Source organism: Bacillus sp. NPDC094077 (assembly GCF_050279465.1).
Taxonomy (GTDB): domain Bacteria; phylum Bacillota; class Bacilli; order Bacillales; family Bacillaceae_G; genus Bacillus_A.
In genome coordinates, this window is record NZ_JBNNUF010000003.1 from 196,386 (window position 1) to 215,807 (window position 19,422).

The window sequence follows — 19,422 nt, forward strand, 5'->3', positions numbered from 1 at the left end:
AGAGAATGGAAGTCATTGAAACGTATTTTACTGGTGTGAAATTGTTGGAACCGCAATTGTTTCAAGATGACCGTGGTTTTTTTACAGAAAGCTATAATAAGAAAACATTAGAACAGATTGGCGCTACACATGCATTTATTCAAGATAATATTTCCTATTCTGCTAAAGCAGGTACAATTCGAGGATTACATTTTCAAAAAAAACCCAAAGCACAAACAAAACTTGTTCAAGTCGTGCAAGGTGCAATTTATGATGTAGTTGTCGATTTGCGTACCGAATCGCCCACATATAGACAATGGCAAGGGTATATTTTAAGTGCCGATAATCACAGGCAACTGCTTGTTCCAAAAGGGTTTGCTCATGGTTTTTGCACGCTTGTTCCGGAAACAATTGTTATGTATAAAGTCGATGAGTATTATAGTCCTATGCATGATAGCGGAATCCATTGGGATGATGAACAATTAGCAATTCTTTGGCCAGTAAAGGTGCCGATTTTATCAGAAAAAGATCAATTACTCCCAAAAATTAGTGAGTGTGAAGATATTAAGTAGGAGAGTTGTACATGAATATATTAGTAACCGGTGGAGCTGGATTTATTGGTAGTAACTTTATACATTATATGTTGCGAGCATATGAAACATATCGCATTATAAATTACGATGCTTTAACTTATAGTGGGAATCTTGAAAACTTACATTCTGTTGGTCAAGATTCCCGCTATTCTTTTATAAAAGGGGACATTCAAAATCGTGAACTTGTAGAATATGTTATTCAGCGATATGAAGTGCAAGCGATTGTAAATTTCGCAGCGGAATCACATGTAGATCGCAGTATTGAAAATCCGATACCTTTCTATAATACAAACGTAATTGGTACAGTAACATTGTTAGAATTAGTAAAAAAATATCCTCATATTAAATTGGTGCAAGTATCAACAGATGAGGTATACGGTTCTTTAGGGGACGAAGGGAAATTTACAGAACAAACTCCTTTAGATCCAAGTAGTCCATACTCTTCTAGTAAGGCAAGTGCCGATATGATTGCTCTATCCTATTATAAAACGTATCAATTGCCGATTATTGTGACACGCTGTTCCAATAACTATGGACCATATCAATATCCTGAAAAGTTGATTCCGCTCATGATTACGAATGCACTCGAAGGAAAGAAGCTACCGTTATACGGAGATGGATTGAATATACGAGATTGGCTTCATGTGAATGATCATTGTAGTGCAATTGATGTTGTACTGCATAAAGGGAATTTTGGAGAAGTGTACAACATTGGTGGAAATAATGAAAAAACAAATATAGATGTAGTTGAACAGATTATGAGTTTACTGGGAAAAACAAAACAAGATCTTCGGTTTGTTGCAGATCGATTAGGGCATGATCGTCGCTATGCAATTGACGCAACAAAAATGAAAGAAGAGTTAGGATGGGAACCGCAGTATACATTTGAACAAGGCTTACAAGAAACAGTTAAGTGGTATAAAGAGAATAGGCAGTGGTGGAAACCATTAAAGGAATAATAAGGGGCTCGCAGATGAAAGAACGGATTATTGTAACAGGAGCAAATGGTCAATTGGGAAAACAAATGGTGGAAGAGTTAAGTCCAGATTTGTATGAAGTGTATCCATTTGATAAAAATGGATTAGATATTACGAATATGTCTCAAGTCATGTATATATTGAAACAAATACATCCTCACGTTATCATTCATTGCGCTGCTTATACAAAAGTAGATGCAGCAGAGGAAGAAGAAGATTTAGCTTATTTAGTAAATGCAATTGGCACGAGAAATGTAGCAGTAGTGGCGCAAAATCTGGGAGCGAAATTCGTTTATATAAGTACAGATTATGTATTTCCTGGTGATAAGGTGAATGGCTATCATGAATTTCATCAACCAGCACCCATAAATATATACGGTGCTTCAAAATATGCAGGAGAGCAGTTTGTAAAAGATTTACACAATCAATATTTTATTATTCGCACGTCATGGCTTTATGGGAAATATGGAAATAACTTTGTAAAAACTATGATGCGACTAGGAGAAGAGAAGGAAAGTTTATCTATTGTTGCTGACCAAGTGGGGTCTCCCACGTATGTACAGGATTTAATTGCTGTAATAAAAAAACTCATTGTTACATCATTATACGGTACGTACCATGTATCGAATAGTGGATCGTGTTCTTGGTATGAGCTTGCTAAGGAAATTTTTTCTCAATCCAACAAACAAGTAAAAATTTTTTCTGTATCTACAGAAGAATTCGGAGCAAAGGCGCCTAGACCCAAATGCTCAATATTTCAGCATAAAATGTTGCAATTAAATGGTTTTTCAAAGATGCCATCTTGGGAAGAAGGATTAAAGCGTTTCTTTATAGAAACAAAAAGTCACTAGTGATTTTGAGCTAGTGATTTTTTGTTTGCCTTTAGACCATTTTATGGTACTATAATTATAGTATCAGGTACTAATAACAAGTATAAGTATTTCTGGGAGGATATATCATGGAACTATTACAAGGAAAAACATTTGTTGTTATGGGCGTTGCGAACCAAAGAAGTATTGCATGGGGAATTGCTCGCTCTTTGCATAATGCAGGTGCAAAATTAATATTCACATATGCAGGAGAGCGTTTAGAAAGAAACGTTCGTGAATTAGCGGAAACATTAGAAGGACAAGAATCACTTGTATTACCTTGTGATGTAACGAATGATGAGGAACTTACAGCTTGCTTTGAAACGATTAAGCAAGAAGTTGGTACAATTCACGGTGTTGCACACTGTATTGCTTTTGCAAATCGTGATGATTTAAAGGGCGAATTTGTAGATACTTCTCGCGATGGATTTTTACTTGCACAAAATATTAGTGCATTCTCTTTAACAGCTGTAGCAAGAGAAGCGAAGAAAGTGATGACAGAAGGCGGAAATATTTTAACTTTAACATACCTTGGCGGCGAGCGCGTTGTGAAAAACTATAACGTTATGGGTGTTGCGAAAGCTTCATTAGAAGCTAGCGTGAAATATTTAGCAAACGATTTAGGACAACACGGCATTCGCGTCAACGCTATTTCTGCAGGGCCAATTCGTACGTTATCTGCGAAAGGTGTAGGCGACTTTAACTCAATCTTAAAAGAAATTGAGGAGCGCGCACCACTTCGCCGCACAACAACTCCAGAAGAAGTTGGCGATACAGCAGTATTCCTATTCAGTGATTTAGCACGCGGAGTAACTGGAGAAAACATTCACGTTGATTCAGGATATCATATTTTAGGATAAATATAATATTGAGTATAGTTTTTTTAGGACAGTCTCTAAATATTGAGGCTGTCCTTTTTAATTGTTCTGGGAAAGAACGATTTTTAATGAAAGTTCTCGCATTGTTATGAATATAACTATAATAGTACACGATTTATCCAGCTACGTATGGAAGTGGGAGGGACGAGTGTGAAGAATAAAAATAAAAGTTCAACAGTTGGAAAACCGTTGTTATATATTACGCAAGTAAATTTAGAACTTGCTGCACCGAAAATAAAAAGAATTATTTTAACGAATTTTGAAGATGAGGATCGAAAAGGGAAAAGTGATAGAAGCGAAAATATTGTAAGTAGTGCTACGGAAGAGGTGGTAGAGCAAGAGAAACAAGAACCACAAAAAGAGTATCAAGTGGAAGAAGAAAAAATAGAAGAAGAGCAAGAACAAGAAGAGCGAGTGAGAACGGTCCCGTACAATAAATCATTTAAGGATATGAATAATGAAGAAAAAATTCACTTTTTATTAAATCGCCCTCATTATATCCCAAAAGTGAGATGTAGAATAAAAACTGCGACGGTCTCATATATCGGATCGATTATATCGTACCGTAATGGTACTGTATTCATTATGCCACCAAATAGTATGAGAGATATTAGGTTATCTATAGAAGACATCGAATCGATTGATATGGCAGGCTTTTAAATATGTAAAGGTGGTAGAATTTTTCTACCACCCCAATAGTTTTTTAGTTTACTAAATTTATTAGATAGAAACGTCGCGTAAGCACTGAATAGCGCAGAAACAGCTTAAATCAACAGTAATGCAAGTAGATGTCGATATTAATCTTGCATTTGGTACGTTTAAAAACGTACAAATTGGATCGTCACCAGGTGGTACAGGGGAGCCATCACCTAATACTACAGTTAATACACGTAGTACAGCGCAGCTATCATCATCTACGCTCTCAACACGTAAAATTGGGGATCTGCAGCTCATAAGACTTCCTGATGGTGCAAATGCTTCAAAAGGTTCTCCAGCTTTTGTGTATAAAATAAAAGGGCGTGTATTTGCTACTGATGCAGTGTTGTGTGCCCCTAAGAATGGGATTTCACAACCAGATCCACACGTTGTTGTAGAACAATCTTGTAGTTCATTGATGAATTTTACAACGTCAACTACACAATGAGAAGAGCTATGGTGTTTATTTTCGTTACAACTCATTAATGTCACTCCTTATCTTCTTGTTTGTATTTACATTAATAAGATATTGGAGTCGGAGAGATTTGGTCACAATCTCAAGACCTTTTTTTTTTAAATAGGCGAAAGAAGATAAGGGAAGGTGGAATCATGCTGTTTACAAGCTGGCTTTTATTTTTTATTTTCGCACTAGCGGCTTTTAGGTTAACCCGTCTAATTGTTTATGATAAAATTACAGCCTTTTTACGAAGACCGTTTATTGATGAGTTAGAGATTACGGAGCCGGATGGAAGTGTATCAACTTTTACAAAAGTAAAAGGTAAAGGATTAAGAAAGTGGATTGGTGAATTATTAAGCTGTTATTGGTGTACAGGTGTATGGGTTAGTGCTTTTTTATTAGTTTTATATAATTGGATTCCTATCGTTGCAGAGCCGTTACTTGCATTATTAGCTATTGCAGGTGCAGCAGCAATCATTGAAACAATTACTGGATATTTTATGGGAGAATAATAAATTTTATGATATTAGAAAAAGCGGAGTTTAAAAGAATGAGGGAACGGAAATAAGAAGTTGTTCATATAGTGAATAGACAGAATTGACAGTAGAGGAGATGTTTGCTGTGAGCAATAATCCAAGGCAAAATTCATATGACCTGCAGCAATGGTATCACATACAGCAGCAACACCAAGCAAAACAACAAGCATATCAAGAACAATTGCAACAACAAGGATTTGTGAAGAAAAAGGGATGTAATTGCGGGAAAAAGAAGAACATAATAAAACAATATGAAGAATGAAACACTCATGTTACTATGAGTGTTTTTTATTATAAATATAAAAAGCGGTATTTCAATGAAGAAATACCGCTTTTTACTAGCTAATTTGTGCAACTGTTAATGCAGCCGCACGAACATCTACTGTTCCAATTACTTCAACTGGTACAATTTGAATTAAGTTGCCAGGGTTTAAATTAATAAGGATAACACCGCTGGAAACGTCTACTTCACCAGTTCCAATTGTGTCAGAACGGACTGCTGTTCCTGATCCTGGAATAATGTTAGTTGGTGTATCTAGTGATAAGAAAAAGCGACCAGCTTCTGGTGCGACAGGAGAGTTATCAAGGCTTACTGTCAATGTATAGCTAATTTGATAAATACCAGCCCGTTGAATTTTAATACCAGTTCCTGTACTTATTGTATCATTTATTACTGGAACGGGAATATTTGGATTTGGACTTGTGCTAGGTAATGCTAGTGGTACGAATACTGTTGCAAATTGCGGAAAACTAGCGTTGAAAGCAAAGCCAAAAGCAGGTAGTGTACTAACTGCTTTTGCCTCACAGTCAATTTTAATAGATTCACAATGAGAAGAGAACATGTTTTTCACTCCTTTATTTGTTCTACTTTCAGTTAATGAAAGGGACAAGCTATTTGTTCTAGACAAGTTCCCAATTTTAAAAATAAAAATTAATATTTTTAAGCACCGATTGGGCGGCAGAATGTTCTGCCACCCAATTGGTGCTTAAATGATTATTTGTTTTAAATAGAAACATCGCGTAAACATTGAATAGCGCAAAAACAACTTAAATCAACAGTAAGGCAAACGCTTGTTGCTTTTAGTGTCGCATTTGGTACATTTAAAAACGCACAAATTGGATCATCGCCAGGTGGTACAGGATCACCACCGATAGCTACAGTTAATACACGTAATACAGCGCAGTCATCATCATCTATGCTTTCAACGCGGAAAATCGGAGACGTACAGCTAGTAAGGCTTCCGGATGGTGCAAATGCTTCGAAAGGTGTTCCAGCTTTTGTGTATAAAATAAAAGGACGCGTATTTGCTACGGTTGCAGTGTTATGTGCGCCTAAAAATGGAACTTCGCAACCAGATCCACATGTTGTGGTTGCGCATTCTTGTAGTTCATGTATAAAACGAACAACATTAGATACACAGTTGAAATCAAAATCATGGTGATGATGATCTTCGTTACAATTGCAGCTCATTATGTTCACTCCTTATCGTGAGTTCTGACATACACTATTACAATATGAGTGGGATATGGTTGATATTACGTTAATTCTCATGATAAAAACAGGGAATTTATATAGTAGGGATGTACATAGCGTAATATAAAAAAGACATCCTTATTTCGTGGATGTCTTTTCAGGCAAGTCTTTTCTTGTAGTATATAAAAAACGAGATATATCTAATTTCTTTCCTCTGAAAAATTGCGGAGAGGAAATGTAAAGTTCTTCTTTTGCACGTGTAATTGCGACATAAAGTAGTCGACGTTCTTCTTCTAAAGCTTCAGAGGTGTCCGTGACACGATCATTTGCATCTTTTAAAGAAGATGTATGCGGCAAAATACCATCGCTTGCACCAAGTAAAAAGACGCATGGAAATTCCAGACCTTTCGCGTTATGAATGGACATAAGCGAAACGGCATCTTTTTGTGGCATTGTTTTTAATGCTTCCATTTCTTTTTGGCCTTGAATTGCTTCGTCAATAAATTGTAAGTAAGCTGGAATATCGGTAAAGCGCGTGGCAGATTCCATTAATTCTTCTAACATTTCTTCTTGTATGTCTTTATGCATCGTAAAGGAAGAACGATCGTTACTTTGTAAGTACTCTAAATATTTTCCTTTACCATGAATAATTTCTTTTAATGCTTTTTTCGGTTCTAGTTCTTTTATAAATTTAATAAAATCGATACGTTCATTTACTTTTTTCACTTGAAAAGGTTTCAAGCTTGGATTTAGTAATAAGAAATGAAGAAGAGAAGGGAAACGCCCCTCACCATATTTCCATTGCTCCCGTTCAATAAATGAAATACACTCATCACGGCCGATATACATCGTCGGTAATATATTTGAAAGTGATTCTAAGCGAAACGGTTCAAGCACGAGTCGTAAATGATCTAATACGGGTTTAATTAAAGAATGTTCGTAAAATGATTGGCTCGCTCCGTGTTTGATAAACGGGATCTTATGAATTGTAAGCTGATCAAGTAAAGAACGGCTTACAGAATGTGTGCGATACAGTAAACAAAAATCTTTATAGTTTCGTTCGCCACTATCTACTTTTTCTTGAATGAGCTGCAAAATTTGATTTGCTTCATCAAGAGTCGTAGCTGGTCTTGCGTAAAATGGTTGTACACCTTCTTCGCGAACAGAATATAGCTCTTTATCAAAACGTTCTTGATTTAGTTTGATAACTTCATTTCCAAGTCCGACGATAAATGGATTGGATCGATAATTCGTATTCAGTGCGATGATCGTTGTATTATCGAATTCTTTTGGAAAAGATAAAATAATTTGGTGACTTGCTCCTCGCCAGCCATATATCGCTTGATCATCATCACCTGCAATAAATAAATTATTTCTTGGTGAAGCTAACAATTTTACAATTTCATATTGTGCATACGATGTATCTTGAAACTCATCTACTTCAATATAGTGGAAACGTTGTTGTAATTGAGTGAGCAAGGGAGCGTTATTTTCTAACATATAATATGTTTCTAATAAGATATCATCGAAATCGATATAATTATATCGTTGTTTTACCTCTTCAAAACGTTCGTATACTTCTTTAAATTCTTGTTCGACTGGTGTTTTCGCTTTTACAGCTTTCGGACGATTTAATTTGTTTTTCTCAAGTGAAATCATAGCGAGCATCGTTTCCGCATCATAATCGTCTTTCAAACGTAATTCTTTTAATATTTTCTTTATCATAATTTGTTTATGTTTTTCATTTGCTAAAATTTGCTGATTATATCCTTGGCTACGAAGCAATTTTAAAAAGACAGAATGGAATGTACCAGCAACAACGTAGCTACTTGCAGCATGGTTCATACCAGGTAAGTTTGCTACACGAGTTCGAATTTCTTCAGCAGCTTTTTGTGTAAATGTAAGTAATAAAATATTTCGCGGATGAACTTGTTTTACATTCACTAAATAACCTACTCGAGTTGTTAAAACAGATGTTTTTCCACTTCCGGCACCAGCTAATGTAAGAACAGGACCTTCTGTCGTTCGCACTGCTTCTAATTGTTTTTCGTTTAAATAAACGTTTTGCTGTTCTAGAGCGCGGAAATACGCCGCATCTGCATCTTCTTCCATAATTAAATGGGTAGATGTTTTTGGAATATGATACGTCGCTTGCGGAATCCCAGCGTGTGTTAATGATTTTTGTGAAAATTTTTCTTGTGTCATATATTCACCTTCAAAACTATAGCATCAACATTTAACTTTAGCGGAAGAAAAAGAAAATAGCAATGTAAAAAACAGGAGGGGTTACCTCCTGTTTTAAAATTACAATTCTTTTATCATTACGACGTGCGGGATATTCGCTTCCAGAAATACATTGGAACTCGTCACATATCCAAGTTTTTTATAGAAATTTTCAGCATGTGTTTGAGCATGAAGTTTTACTTTTGGAAGTGACTCTTCTTTCGCATACGCTTCAAGTGCGTCCATCACAATCTTTCCAATTCCTTTTTTACGATGGGAAGCTAGTACGCAAATGCGCTCTATTTTTCCTATTCCATCAATGGTGCGAAAGCGACCAGCCCCAACTGGAATCTTATCATCATATATAACAACGTGTGTGGAAGTTTCTTCAAACTCATCATACTCTTCTTCGGCAGAAACACGTTGTTCATTTACAAATACTTGTTTACGTACAGAGAAAGCATCTCTTAGCTGTTCGTCCGTTTGTACGATTTGTGCGTGCAAATTAGTTGTTCCCCTTTCCAAGGTGGAATGTTTCGTGTACTGTCCATGTTCCGTTTTCTAATTGATATAGAAGATGGAAACGGTCGATTGGTTGTTCATAATAGAAATCTTTCATACGTAATCGACCTAATACATCAGCATGCTCTGCATCTGATAAGTTTTGTCCGATTGTTAAATGAGGTACGAAAGCATATTCGCGTTCTTGCGTGAAGAGTCCGTTATGCATTTCTTCATTTAAGAAAGTCAGTTCAGGTGTTTTTTCTACTTTAAAATAAAGAACATTATTAACAGGTGCGAATGAACCAACTTTTCCTACATGAAGGGTGAAAGGGTTCGTTTTATTTGCGATTGTATGTAATTCTTTTACAATCGATTCTAATCGTTCATCTTGCGTTTCAAAGGGTGTTTTCAATGTAATATGTGGCGGAACTAATGCGTAGTGCGGATCATAACGCTTACGCAATCCGTTCGCTTTATCTTGAATCATTTTTGATGGAAAAATTACAATGCCTAATTTCATGTTCCAATTCCTCCCTTTGTAAGTCTAGTTAGATTTTGAGATGAATCTCTTTATCTATTATATCAAATTATTCTGAACACTGCTCTCTATTATTTCATTGATAGAATATGAGAGAAAGCTTTCGGTAAATCAGCTTGCCAATACTTCCAAGTATGATTGCCTTCAAACTCCTCGTAGTGTGTGATGAAATTTCTTTCTGTCAGAAGCGTATTTAGTTCACGGTTCGGTTGTACGAAATCAGATACTTGTCCATCTGTACGCTTTACAGCGGTTTCTTCCGTCCCAATTATGTGATAAATTTCCAATACCTGTGGATCTTTGAAATCTTTTGCTAAGTTCATCACTGTGTCATCAACGAATGGTGATTGCATCACGACCTTACCGAATGTATGCGGATACATAAGTGCAGTCATAAAGGAAACTGTTCCGCCAAGAGAATCACCAATTAAAACGCGGCCTTTTCCCATTTGATACGTTGGATAATTTTCATCGATATATGGCGCAAGTTCATGAGCAAGGAAACGAATATATGCAGCATTTTTCACTTCATTTGGGAAATATTTTTCTTTGCGATCATGTACGTTTTTATATGGAATACCGACAATAATTGTACGGTCAATTTCTTCAGTTTCACGAAGACTTTCAATTACACGGTGCGCTTTACCAAGCTGAAAATAGTCTCTACCATCTTGTGCAATCACAACTGTATGTTTGTGCAGTGGCGTATAATTTACTGGTAAATAAACGAGAAGCGTAACGTCTTCTTGAAGTGATGTGCTAAAAAATGAAATTTCTTCAATTCTCCCTATTGTTTGATTCATGTAGATCCCCCTAAATAAAAATTTACTGTAACGATTGTAAGAGCGACGCTTGTAGTGAAAAAAGAAAGAAATATTCACTAATAGGTGCTTTCATTTCTATTTTACCATAATGGTACGAAGAATCTAAAAAATTAGTATTTAAGTTATGAAAGAAAACGGCTATAATGAAATGGGATTTTTGACAGGTGAGAGGGGAGACAGAATTTGAAACAAGAAAAATCAATCGCACTACCATTAGCTATTTCTATAATCGCCATTTCATTCGCAGCAGTTTTTGTAAAGATGTCCTCAGCACCATCTTCCATTTTAAGTATGTATCGTTTATGGATTATCGTACTTATTATGCTGCCTATTGTATGGAAAAAAAGAGAAGAATTTAAGAAGATTCAAATAAAAGATTGGGGCTTTTTAATTGGATCTGGATTCTTTTTAGCACTTCATTTTCTTTTATGGTTTGAATCCTTAAAGCATACAACAGTTGCTAGCTCGACCATTATTTTAGCACTTCAACCGATCGTATCTTTAGTTGGAGGTTTTTTCCTGTTTAAAGAAAAAACAACATATTCAGCCATTGCAACGATGGGGATCGCTATATTAGGGGTAATGTGCATTGGTTGGGGAGATTTAGGCTTAAGTAAGCAAGCAATTTATGGAGACATATTATCCTTTTTAAGTGTAATAGCGGTTGTCGGTTATTTATTTATCGGACAAACGACAGTAAAGAAAGTATCACACTGGATTTATAGCTTTACAGTCTTTGCATTCGCAGGTCTTTTCATGGGAATTTATAATGCCGTATTGCAAGTACCTTTTACAGGTTATACGAAGTGGGACTGGACCGTTTTTCTTTTACTTGCGGTTGTGCCGACAGTGTCACATGTAATTAATAACTGGTTATTAAACTATGTAAATGCAACAACAATTTCAATGAGTATTTTAGGAGAACCAGTTGGGGCATCTATACTAGCGTTCTTCTTACTTGGAGAAAAATTAAATGCAATGCAAATTATCGGTAGTATTCTCGTATTGTTTGGTGTATCTGTTTTCTTACTGCAGCAACAAAAACGAACAGTGGTGAATGAACCAGTATATACACAGGAATTATGACGAGTTGATAGGAAATAAAAGGATATAAGAGATGAAAAGAGAAGGAGTTAGTAACTTCTCTTTTTTGTTCTATACAAAAATAAAAGAGGAAGGAGAGGGAGTATGAAAGAAATTTTAATGAAGTATATGACAAACCTTACAACATTAACTGAAGAGCAGCAACAAATGATTCTCGGTGAACTACAAATTGAAGAATATAAAAAAGGAACAGTGCTCCTAAGGCAAGGAGATGTTCCGTCTCAATGTTATTTTGTATTAAAAGGATGCGTAAGACAATATGGTATAGATGAAACAGGGAAAGAGGTTACATCAAACTTTTATACAGAAGAACAAGCAATCGCAAATTTCAACCATCATAAACAAGATCAATCATCGTCACATACATTAATATGTTTAGAAGACTGCACGTTAGTCGTGGGTGATCTGTATAGTGAAAAAGACATGTACAATAAATATTCACAATTAAAAGAAATGACACGTAAAATGATCGAGTACAACTTTGGTGAAGTACAAGACGAGCTTGCTTTATTTATCTCATCGACACCAGAAGAACGCTACAAAGCATTATTACGAAAACGCCCGTATTTAATCGATCGCGTTCCACAATATCAACTGGCAAGCTATCTTGGCATGACACCGGAATCATTAAGTAGAATTAAGAAGCGGCTCAAACAGTAGAGGAGTTGCCACCTTTCAGCAGTAACCATATCGCAAGTCCTAATTCACCTGCAATTATAGGTAATTGGAACACGACTTGTATGATTGAGAGAATCGTATCATATTGTGAAAACATTGTATTCATGATGTGAATTACGATATAACCGATAGCAGCGATGAATAGTAATACACTAATAAATCTCGGTATTTGTTTAGATAGAAAAGTTACATATCCTAAAACGAAAAGATGTAAGCCGAAAATGATTAACCCTACAGACCAAATGTATTCGAATGCGCCAAAAAACAACATCGTATACGTTTCTGGATTAGCAATTGTACTTTTTGAAAGCAGCAATGCCAATATTAGATTGAATATGGCGACTCCAAGTATAGCTGTATACATAAAGCGAAGCCAGGCAGCTAGTAATGAGAGGCTAGCATGGATAGGTTTTAGAAAGAAATAAAGAGACCATGCGACGATAATATCAGTAATAAAAATGATAATCCATCCGAAAATTTCCGCTTTGAAAAGCGAATTTGAATTTTGGATATTATGAAGTGTCGTGCTCGCATCTCCTTGTACAACGAGATTTCCGTGAACAAAACCGTAAGAAAAAAATGCAATGAATGCCATAACAAGTATAGAAGTACCAGCAAATAAGGCATACTCTCGTTCAGTCATAATACGTCCCCCTATTCTAATGTTGTTTTTATTGTAATAGGAAAGAGAAGGGGGTTCATTGACTTAAATCAAGAGAGGAGAAGTTTAGTGGAATTGCCATCAAAAAAAGACGTATGGTTATATTCAATCTTTTTCATTGTTTTAGGCGCATGTTTTGCTCCAATATTTGCAGGGAGAGAATATTTTTTTTGTTTTTTACAATTCCATTAGCCATACTATTTATCCCGCTATTTGTGGGCAGTAAAACTCCCAACTCAAAATTCGGCTGGAGCAAAGAAGGTAGGTGGGAGATCAACTGCCCGTAAACGCCCGATTGGTTCAACTAATAATCAGTGGGGGATGAACCCCCCACTGATTAAAGTTTCACTTTATCATTTGATCGACTTGAAGTTGTTTATGGCGTACATAAAACAGAAATTATTTCTCCTAGAAATAAAGAACAATTTATTAATCTTGTGAAAAGCAAAAATCCAAAGTAAAAGAGTGGCTTCATAGCCACTCTTTTACTTTGGATTTGTCATATAAGGTTGTACATGAATGACGCATAGATCACGGAATTTTCCTTCAGCAGTTGTAACAATTACGACTGCTCTTCCTGCACTTTTTCCAGTAATCGTTACGGTTTCACCTTTTGGATATATGGTGATGATGTCAGAATTCATATTTGACCAAATAAGTTCATTATTCGTCGCTTGCATTGGCAAAACGGAAGCTGATAACTCAGCACTTTGTCCAGTTTTTATTTTTAACTTATTTTTTTCCATATGAACACCGATGACTGAAATAACAGAAGGAGCGATTGAAATTTTAGGTGGATTAGGTTGTATGTTTAAACAAGACGCAGAAGTATTTGTGATAGGTGAAAATTTTCGTATTTGTTGTTGCTGGAAAGCTGCTAACATGTTGGAGTCCCCTTTCTGTATAAGTGCTGATAGTAATACTATAAAGGAGTAGTGTTATATTTAATTTAACGAAACATAAAGAATTTGTTAAATTCGAATGGGAAATTGTCGAACTTTGATAAAAAGAAAGCTCTGCTGTTACGATAACAGCAGAGCTTTTTTTATAGACTATGACTATGTTGTTTTTCAAAATCCTCAAATTGCTCTTCAACTTCTTTTGAAGGTTGTGTTAGTAAACTAACAATTACGATTACTAGTAAACTAATAGTGAAACCAGGAATCATTTCATATAAGAAGTCCTTTAAGAATTTAAACTGTGTCCATATAATAACAGTCGCGGCACCAGAAATCATACCAGCAAGCGCGCCCCATTTTGTCATGCGTTTCCAATATAAGCTTAATAAAATAGCAGGTCCGAATGAAGAACCAAATCCAGCCCAAGCATATCCAACAAGAGCTAAAATCGTATCATTTTGTTTAAACGCTAATGCGCACCCAACTAATGCAATAACAAGTACAGCCATACGACCGACAAATACAAGCTCTTTATCAGAAGCGGAACGTTTAAAGAATGTACGATATAAATCTTCTGTTATAGCACTAGAAGTAACGAGCAACTGAGATGAGATTGTACTCATAATCGCTGCTAAAATAGCTGCTAATAAAAATCCAGTAATAAGTGGGTGGAATAAAATTTTTCCTAGTTCAAGGAAAATTGTTTCTGGGTTAGATAATGTCAACTCTTGTTGTGAGTAGTAAGCAATACCGATAAGACCAGTAAACATAGCTCCGACAACGGAGAAAATCATCCAGCTCATACCAATTCTTCGTGCGCTTTTAATTTCTTTTACAGACGAAATGGCCATAAAGCGTACGATAATATGAGGTTGTCCAACATAACCAAGGCCCCATGCGAATAAAGATATAATTCCTAAAGTAGAGGCACCTTTAAAAATATCTAAACGTGTTGGATCTACAGATCGAATTGTATCAAATGCAGGTCCAAGTCCGTTCGAATTCATAATTGTTACAATTGGAACAAGAATAAGAGCAATTACCATAATGATTCCTTGCACGAAGTCTGTCCAACTTACCGCTAAGAAACCACCAAATAATGTGTAAGCTACAACAACGCCGGCAACAATGAATAATCCGACATGATAGTTTATACCAAATGAATTTTCAAATAATACAGCGCCTGAAACTAATCCTGAAGCTACATAAAAAGTAAAGAAAATCATAATAACAAGTCCGGATACTAAGCGTAGCATATGAGATTTGTCGTGGAAACGGTGTTCCAAAAATTCTGGGATAGTAATAGAGTTGTTTGCAATTTCAGAGTAGGTACGTAAGCGAGGAGCGACATATAGCCAGTTTGCGTATGCGCCTAGTGTTAGGCCAATCGCAATCCAACTACTACTTAATCCAACGCTAAACATTGCACCGGGTAATCCCATTAAAAGCCAACCACTCATATCAGATGCTCCAGCACTTAATGCTGTTACTGCGGGGCCTAGTGTACGCCCGCCAAGCATATAATCTGTTAAGTTGGACGTTCGTTTGTAGGCGAAATAGCCGATTACTAACATCCCGAGCATGTAAATAGAGATAGAAGTTAAAGTTAACATCTGCGTACTCATGTAGTTCCCCTTCCTTTTGTCATGTCTTTTGATGCGTTATGCATATTTATAATCTATCATGATTATTCTGAAAAATCCATATACAAATATGAATTTTCAGAAATGTAAGCGTTTTTTGACATCGTTTTACTTTTTAAATATATAATTTTTAGACAAAAAACCTTAATTTTAATAGAGTATTTATTATATTTACATAAAAACATGTTGTTTTGTCAATATAATATTGAAAGGAAGGAAAAATAAAATTTTTTAAAAAGTATTGACTTGTGAAAAAAGTTAGGTCTATAATGAGTGCAACTTAAAAAAATGCAGGCGTTGATGAAGAAGAGTACACATGATGAACATGTCAGAGAGCTGATGGTTGGTGCGAATCAGTATGGAATTGATGTGGAATGGGCTTCGGAGCTTCCAAACCGAAACGAAAGAAGTAGGCTTTGGCGACATGATCTCATCGATACAAGAGACACGTATTGTTTTTGATACGGTAAAGTGCGTTACGTTCGTAACGAATTAAGGTGGCACCACGGGAGTACCCGTCCTTTCTATAGGATGAGTACTCCCTTTTTGTGTATAAAAAATTAAATAAATTAAATCGTTTAAGTAAGAAGAGTACGTATGTTGGAGACGTTACAGAGAGCCGGGGATAGGTGGAAGCCTGGTGCGGTGCCATATACGGAATGGGCTTACGAGAGGTATGCTGAACAATTATTTTCAGTAGGCAACCCGGGTTCCGCCGTTACAAGGATAAGGTATATATTTTGTACCTGAATAAAGCGGGATGCTTTTGCGTCCAACATGAGGTGGTACCACGGTAAATTTATCGTCCTCTACATATTTCGATATGTAGGGGACTTTTTTATTTTTCAGAGTGAGGTGAAAGGCATGATGACGAAAGAAGAATTTATGAAGCAAAAAGAACAAGGAAAAACATTTTTAGTAATCGCTGAAGAAGAAGGAGATAGCATTACGCCAATTTCTTTATATAGACGTATGAAGGGAAAGAAAAAGTTTTTATTAGAAAGCTCGCAGCTTCATCAAGATAAAGGGCGCTATTCATACCTAGGTTATAATCCGTATGGTGAAGTGAAAAGCGTTGGTACGGAAGTGGAACGAACGACATATGGGCAAACCGAAAAGTTGCAAGGTAACGTACTGCAAGTGTTAGAAGAGGTAATTGCACCATCGCAAGTAGACAGTCCATTCCCATTTTGCGGAGGAGCAGTTGGATATATTGGCTATGATGTCATTCGGCAATATGAAAATGTAGGAGTAGATTTACATGATCCATTAAATATTCCAGAAGTACACCTTTTACTGTACCATGAGTTTATCGTTTATGACCACTTACGACAAAAATTATCGTTTGTATATGTATGCAGAGAAGACGATTCAGCTTCTTATGAAGAAGTATACGAAAGATTGCAAGTATACAAAGAGGAAGTGCTAAAGGGAGAAGAAGCGGAAGTAATTGAAATACAATCAACATTATCATTCACCTCTTCCGTAACGGAAAAAGAGTTTTGTGAGATGGTAGAAACGGCGAAAGAATACATTCGAGCTGGGGACATATTCCAAGTCGTACTATCGCAGCGTTTGCATAGTGAATGTAAAGGCGACCCATTTGCATTATACCGAAAACTTCGCATTGCAAATCCGTCACCATATATGTTTTATATCGATTTTCAAGATTATGTTGTACTCGGTTCTTCGCCAGAAAGTTTGCTATCAGTAAGAGACGATAAAGTGATGACGAATCCAATCGCTGGTACGAGACCGAGAGGGAAAACGAAGCAGGAAGATGAAGAAATCGAAAAAGAACTGTTAGGAAATGAGAAAGAACGAGCAGAGCACATGATGCTTGTGGATCTTGGGCGAAACGATATTGGCAGAGTAAGTGAAATTGGATCTGTGACGATAGATAAATATATGAAAGTAGAAAAATACTCTCACGTTATGCACATTGTATCTGAAGTTTACGGAATGTTGCAAAAACAAATGAGTGGTTTTGATGCATTAGCGTATTGTTTACCAGCAGGGACAGTTTCAGGAGCTCCGAAAATTAGAGCGATGGAAATTATAAATGAGCTAGAGAATGAAAAAAGAAATGTATACGCCGGTGCAGTTGGATATGTTAGTTTTTCAGGAAATCTTGATATGGCGCTCGCAATTCGAACGATGGTGGTAAAAGATGAAAAGGCATACGTTCAGGCAGGAGCGGGTATCGTCTACGATTCAGATTCGGTAGCTGAATATGAAGAAACATTAAATAAAGCAAGAGCGCTTTTGGAGGTAATGAAATGATTGTACTCATCGATAATTACGATTCATTCACATATAACTTGTATCAACTATTAGGCGAGTATGAGGAAGACATTGTCGTCGTAAGAAATGATCAAATAACAATGGAACAAATAGAAGCGATGAATCCAAAAGGAATTGTGCTTTCACCAGGACCAGGGAAACCAGAAGATGCTGGCATTTGTATTGAAGTCGTTCGTCATTTTTATAAGAACGTTCCCATATTAGGTATTTGCCTCGGGCATCAGGCAATCATATCTGCATTTGGAGGAGAAATTGTGAGGGCAGAACGCATTAAACATGGAAAAACATCACGTGTGAAACATAACGGGACATCGGTTTTTTCATACGTGACGCAGCCGTTAACAGCAATGCGCTACCATTCCCTTGTTGCAGAACAAACGAGTCTACCGCAATGTTTTGACGTACTAGCAACCGCGATGGACGACGGAGAAATTATGGCTGTTCGTCACAATTATTATCCGCTCTTCGGATTACAATTTCATCCGGAATCAATTGCAACAGAAGGAGGCGGAAAGTTAATACGTGCCTTTTTAGCAGAAGTGAAAGAGGAGGAAAGAGTATGAATAACTATCTTCGTAAATTAGTGGAGGGACAACATTTAACAGAAGAGGAAATGTATGAAGCGGGACTTCTTTTATTAAGTGACAGCATATTGGAAAGTGAAGTTGCGGCTTTCTTAGTATTACTGAAAGCGAAAGGTGAATCAGCAGAAGAAATATATGGTCTTGTTCGAGCTCTTCGTGAAAAAGCATTGCCGTTTTCAAACCATATAGAAGGTGTGATGGACAATTGCGGAACAGGTGGTGACGGTGCGCAAACGTTTAATATTAGCACAACATCGGCATTTGTACTGGCGGGAGCTGGCGTAAAGGTTGCAAAACATGGTAACCGTGCTGTTTCTAGTAAAACAGGAAGTGCAGACTTATTAGAAGAACTCGGTGTAAATATTAGCAGTACGCCAGGTGAAATTGATTATTTACTAGAGCATGTCGGGATCGCATTTTTATTCGCACCAGCCATGCATCCAGCGCTGCGACGCATTATGAAAATAAGAAAAGAATTAAACGTTCCAACAATCTTTAATTTAATTGGTCCTTTAACGAATCCTGTTCATTTAGAAACACAATTTGTTGGTATTTATAAGCGAGATATGTTATTACCAGTTGCGCAAGTATTACAGAAGCTAGGGCGGAAACAGGCGCTTGTTGTAAATGGAAGTGGCTTTTTAGATGAAGCGTCATTACAGGGAGAAAATCATGTCGTCGTTTTAAAAGATAATGAAATAGTAGAAATGAGTATTGATCCGGAAAGGTATGGTTTTTCAAAAGTGAAAAATGAAGAAATTAGAGGCGGAAATTCGAAAGAAAATGCAAAAATTACAATGGAAGTATTGAGCGGAGAAAAAAGTGTATACCGCGATACTGTTTTATTAAATGCAGGGCTTGCTCTTTTCGCAAACGGAAAAGCGGAAACGATTGAAGAAGGAATTCAATTAGCGGCACATAGCATTGACTCTGGAAAAGCATTAGCCAAACTAAACGTATTAATTGCAACCAGCAATGAAAAATTAGAAAGGGTGAATTAA

22 protein-coding genes, 2 pseudogenes and 2 other annotated features are annotated in these 19,422 nt (G+C 36.4%); of the genes and pseudogenes, 14 read left to right on the forward strand and 10 right to left on the reverse strand.

Annotated features, from left to right (window positions below; all coding sequences use genetic code 11):
- The first annotated feature begins 5 nt into the window (after positions 1-5).
- The 5 genes from rfbC (at position 6) to ACQKNR_RS09690 (ending at position 3,956) form a co-directional block, all read left to right on the forward strand.
- Positions 6-551 (forward strand): dTDP-4-dehydrorhamnose 3,5-epimerase, encoded by a 546-nt coding sequence (gene rfbC, locus ACQKNR_RS09670; protein ID WP_427317347.1) that lies wholly within the window; start codon positions 6-8, stop codon positions 549-551.
- 11 nt (positions 552-562) lie between these two features.
- Complete coding sequence (gene rfbB, locus ACQKNR_RS09675) at positions 563-1,531, forward strand: dTDP-glucose 4,6-dehydratase (RefSeq protein WP_427317349.1); 969 nt, start codon at positions 563-565, stop codon at positions 1,529-1,531.
- A 14-nt stretch (positions 1,532-1,545) separates the two neighbouring features.
- A complete protein-coding gene (gene rfbD / locus ACQKNR_RS09680) occupies positions 1,546-2,400 on the forward strand; it encodes a dTDP-4-dehydrorhamnose reductase (RefSeq protein WP_427317351.1) in 855 nt (284 codons plus the stop codon).
- A gap of 107 nt (positions 2,401-2,507) precedes the next feature.
- A complete protein-coding gene (gene fabI, locus ACQKNR_RS09685) occupies positions 2,508-3,278 on the forward strand; it encodes an enoyl-ACP reductase FabI (RefSeq protein ID WP_025149155.1) in 771 nt (256 codons plus the stop codon).
- 147 nt (positions 3,279-3,425) lie between these two features.
- Positions 3,426-3,956, forward strand: coding sequence for a CotO family spore coat protein (locus ACQKNR_RS09690; RefSeq protein ID WP_427317353.1), 531 nt, complete (start codon positions 3,426-3,428; stop codon positions 3,954-3,956).
- Positions 3,957-4,016: 60 nt separating this feature from the next.
- Here ACQKNR_RS09690 and exsY read toward each other — a convergent pair whose 3' ends face one another.
- Positions 4,017-4,475, reverse strand: a complete 459-nt coding sequence (gene exsY, locus ACQKNR_RS09695; protein ID WP_427317355.1) for an exosporium assembly protein ExsY — start codon at positions 4,473-4,475, stop codon at positions 4,017-4,019.
- A gap of 126 nt (positions 4,476-4,601) precedes the next feature.
- On the opposite strand from exsY, the gene ACQKNR_RS09700 reads away from it, so the two are divergent.
- Complete coding sequence (locus ACQKNR_RS09700) at positions 4,602-4,961, forward strand: DUF1360 domain-containing protein (protein WP_000899662.1); 360 nt, start codon at positions 4,602-4,604, stop codon at positions 4,959-4,961.
- A 100-nt stretch (positions 4,962-5,061) separates the two neighbouring features.
- Positions 5,062-5,247: a hypothetical protein gene (locus ACQKNR_RS09705; RefSeq protein WP_033666871.1), complete on the forward strand. Its 186-nt coding sequence runs from the start codon at positions 5,062-5,064 to the stop codon at positions 5,245-5,247.
- 76 nt (positions 5,248-5,323) lie between these two features.
- Here ACQKNR_RS09705 and exsF read toward each other — a convergent pair whose 3' ends face one another.
- The 6 genes from exsF to ACQKNR_RS09735 all read right to left on the reverse strand — a co-directional run bounded on the left by exsF (position 5,324) and on the right by ACQKNR_RS09735 (position 10,527).
- Positions 5,324-5,827: an exosporium protein ExsF gene (gene exsF, locus ACQKNR_RS09710; protein WP_427317357.1), complete on the reverse strand. Its 504-nt coding sequence runs from the start codon at positions 5,825-5,827 to the stop codon at positions 5,324-5,326.
- Between the two features lie 161 nt (positions 5,828-5,988).
- Positions 5,989-6,456, reverse strand: coding sequence for a CotY/CotZ family spore coat protein (locus ACQKNR_RS09715; RefSeq protein WP_427317359.1), 468 nt, complete (start codon positions 6,454-6,456; stop codon positions 5,989-5,991).
- A 141-nt stretch (positions 6,457-6,597) separates the two neighbouring features.
- Complete coding sequence (locus ACQKNR_RS09720; protein WP_427317361.1) at positions 6,598-8,664, reverse strand: ATP-dependent helicase; 2,067 nt, start codon at positions 8,662-8,664, stop codon at positions 6,598-6,600.
- Between the two features lie 99 nt (positions 8,665-8,763).
- Positions 8,764-9,186: a GNAT family N-acetyltransferase gene (locus ACQKNR_RS09725; RefSeq protein WP_427317363.1), complete on the reverse strand. Its 423-nt coding sequence runs from the start codon at positions 9,184-9,186 to the stop codon at positions 8,764-8,766.
- A 1-nt stretch (position 9,187) separates the two neighbouring features.
- On the reverse strand, positions 9,188-9,706 hold the full coding sequence (locus tag ACQKNR_RS09730) for a YjcG family protein (RefSeq protein ID WP_427317365.1): 519 nt from the start codon (positions 9,704-9,706) through the stop codon (positions 9,188-9,190).
- A gap of 89 nt (positions 9,707-9,795) precedes the next feature.
- Entirely contained in the window at positions 9,796-10,527 is a 732-nt protein-coding gene (locus ACQKNR_RS09735) for an alpha/beta hydrolase (RefSeq protein WP_427317366.1), read from the reverse strand.
- A 204-nt stretch (positions 10,528-10,731) separates the two neighbouring features.
- Between ACQKNR_RS09735 and ACQKNR_RS09740 the strand changes: the two genes are divergently transcribed.
- A complete protein-coding gene (locus tag ACQKNR_RS09740) occupies positions 10,732-11,634 on the forward strand; it encodes a DMT family transporter (protein WP_427317368.1) in 903 nt (300 codons plus the stop codon).
- 102 nt (positions 11,635-11,736) lie between these two features.
- Entirely contained in the window at positions 11,737-12,312 is a 576-nt protein-coding gene (locus ACQKNR_RS09745; RefSeq protein WP_427317370.1) for a Crp/Fnr family transcriptional regulator, read from the forward strand.
- Here the strand turns inward: ACQKNR_RS09745 and ACQKNR_RS09750 are convergent.
- Positions 12,302-12,973: a DUF4386 domain-containing protein gene (locus ACQKNR_RS09750; protein WP_427317372.1), complete on the reverse strand. Its 672-nt coding sequence runs from the start codon at positions 12,971-12,973 to the stop codon at positions 12,302-12,304. The genes ACQKNR_RS09745 and ACQKNR_RS09750 overlap by 11 nt on opposite strands.
- 87 nt (positions 12,974-13,060) lie before the next feature.
- Between ACQKNR_RS09750 and ACQKNR_RS09755 the strand changes: the two are divergent.
- Together ACQKNR_RS09755 and ACQKNR_RS09760 are read left to right on the forward strand one after the other, a co-directional pair.
- A pseudogene (locus tag ACQKNR_RS09755) lies at positions 13,061-13,197 on the forward strand (PH domain-containing protein); the annotation flags it as partial.
- Positions 13,198-13,338: 141 nt separating this feature from the next.
- Positions 13,339-13,452 (forward strand): annotated as a pseudogene (locus ACQKNR_RS09760) (PH domain-containing protein); the annotation flags it as partial.
- 24 nt (positions 13,453-13,476) lie between these two features.
- On the opposite strand, the gene ACQKNR_RS09765 reads toward ACQKNR_RS09760, so the two are convergent.
- Both ACQKNR_RS09765 and putP read right to left on the reverse strand, forming a co-directional pair.
- Positions 13,477-13,875 (reverse strand): Ig-like domain-containing protein, encoded by a 399-nt coding sequence (locus ACQKNR_RS09765; protein ID WP_427317373.1) that lies wholly within the window; start codon positions 13,873-13,875, stop codon positions 13,477-13,479.
- Between the two features lie 161 nt (positions 13,876-14,036).
- Positions 14,037-15,515: a sodium/proline symporter PutP gene (gene putP / locus ACQKNR_RS09770; RefSeq protein ID WP_427317375.1), complete on the reverse strand. Its 1,479-nt coding sequence runs from the start codon at positions 15,513-15,515 to the stop codon at positions 14,037-14,039.
- Between the two features lie 306 nt (positions 15,516-15,821).
- Positions 15,822-16,059 (forward strand) — a binding site (T-box leader).
- Positions 16,060-16,101: 42 nt separating this feature from the next.
- Positions 16,102-16,346: a binding site (T-box leader), on the forward strand.
- 51 nt (positions 16,347-16,397) lie between these two features.
- Here putP and trpE point away from each other — a divergent pair.
- Genes trpE through trpD form a run of 3 tightly spaced genes read left to right on the forward strand, consistent with a single transcriptional unit; the run spans position 16,398 to position 19,422 of the window.
- The gene (gene trpE / locus ACQKNR_RS09775) at positions 16,398-17,816 is read left to right on the forward strand and encodes an anthranilate synthase component I (RefSeq protein WP_427317377.1); all 1,419 of its coding nucleotides are present in this window, start codon (positions 16,398-16,400) and stop codon (positions 17,814-17,816) included.
- Complete coding sequence (locus ACQKNR_RS09780; RefSeq protein ID WP_427317378.1) at positions 17,813-18,400, forward strand: aminodeoxychorismate/anthranilate synthase component II; 588 nt, start codon at positions 17,813-17,815, stop codon at positions 18,398-18,400. The genes trpE and ACQKNR_RS09780 overlap by 4 nt, the downstream gene beginning before the upstream one ends.
- Positions 18,397-19,422, forward strand: coding sequence for an anthranilate phosphoribosyltransferase (gene trpD, locus ACQKNR_RS09785; RefSeq protein WP_427317380.1), 1,026 nt, complete (start codon positions 18,397-18,399; stop codon positions 19,420-19,422). The genes ACQKNR_RS09780 and trpD overlap by 4 nt, the downstream gene beginning before the upstream one ends.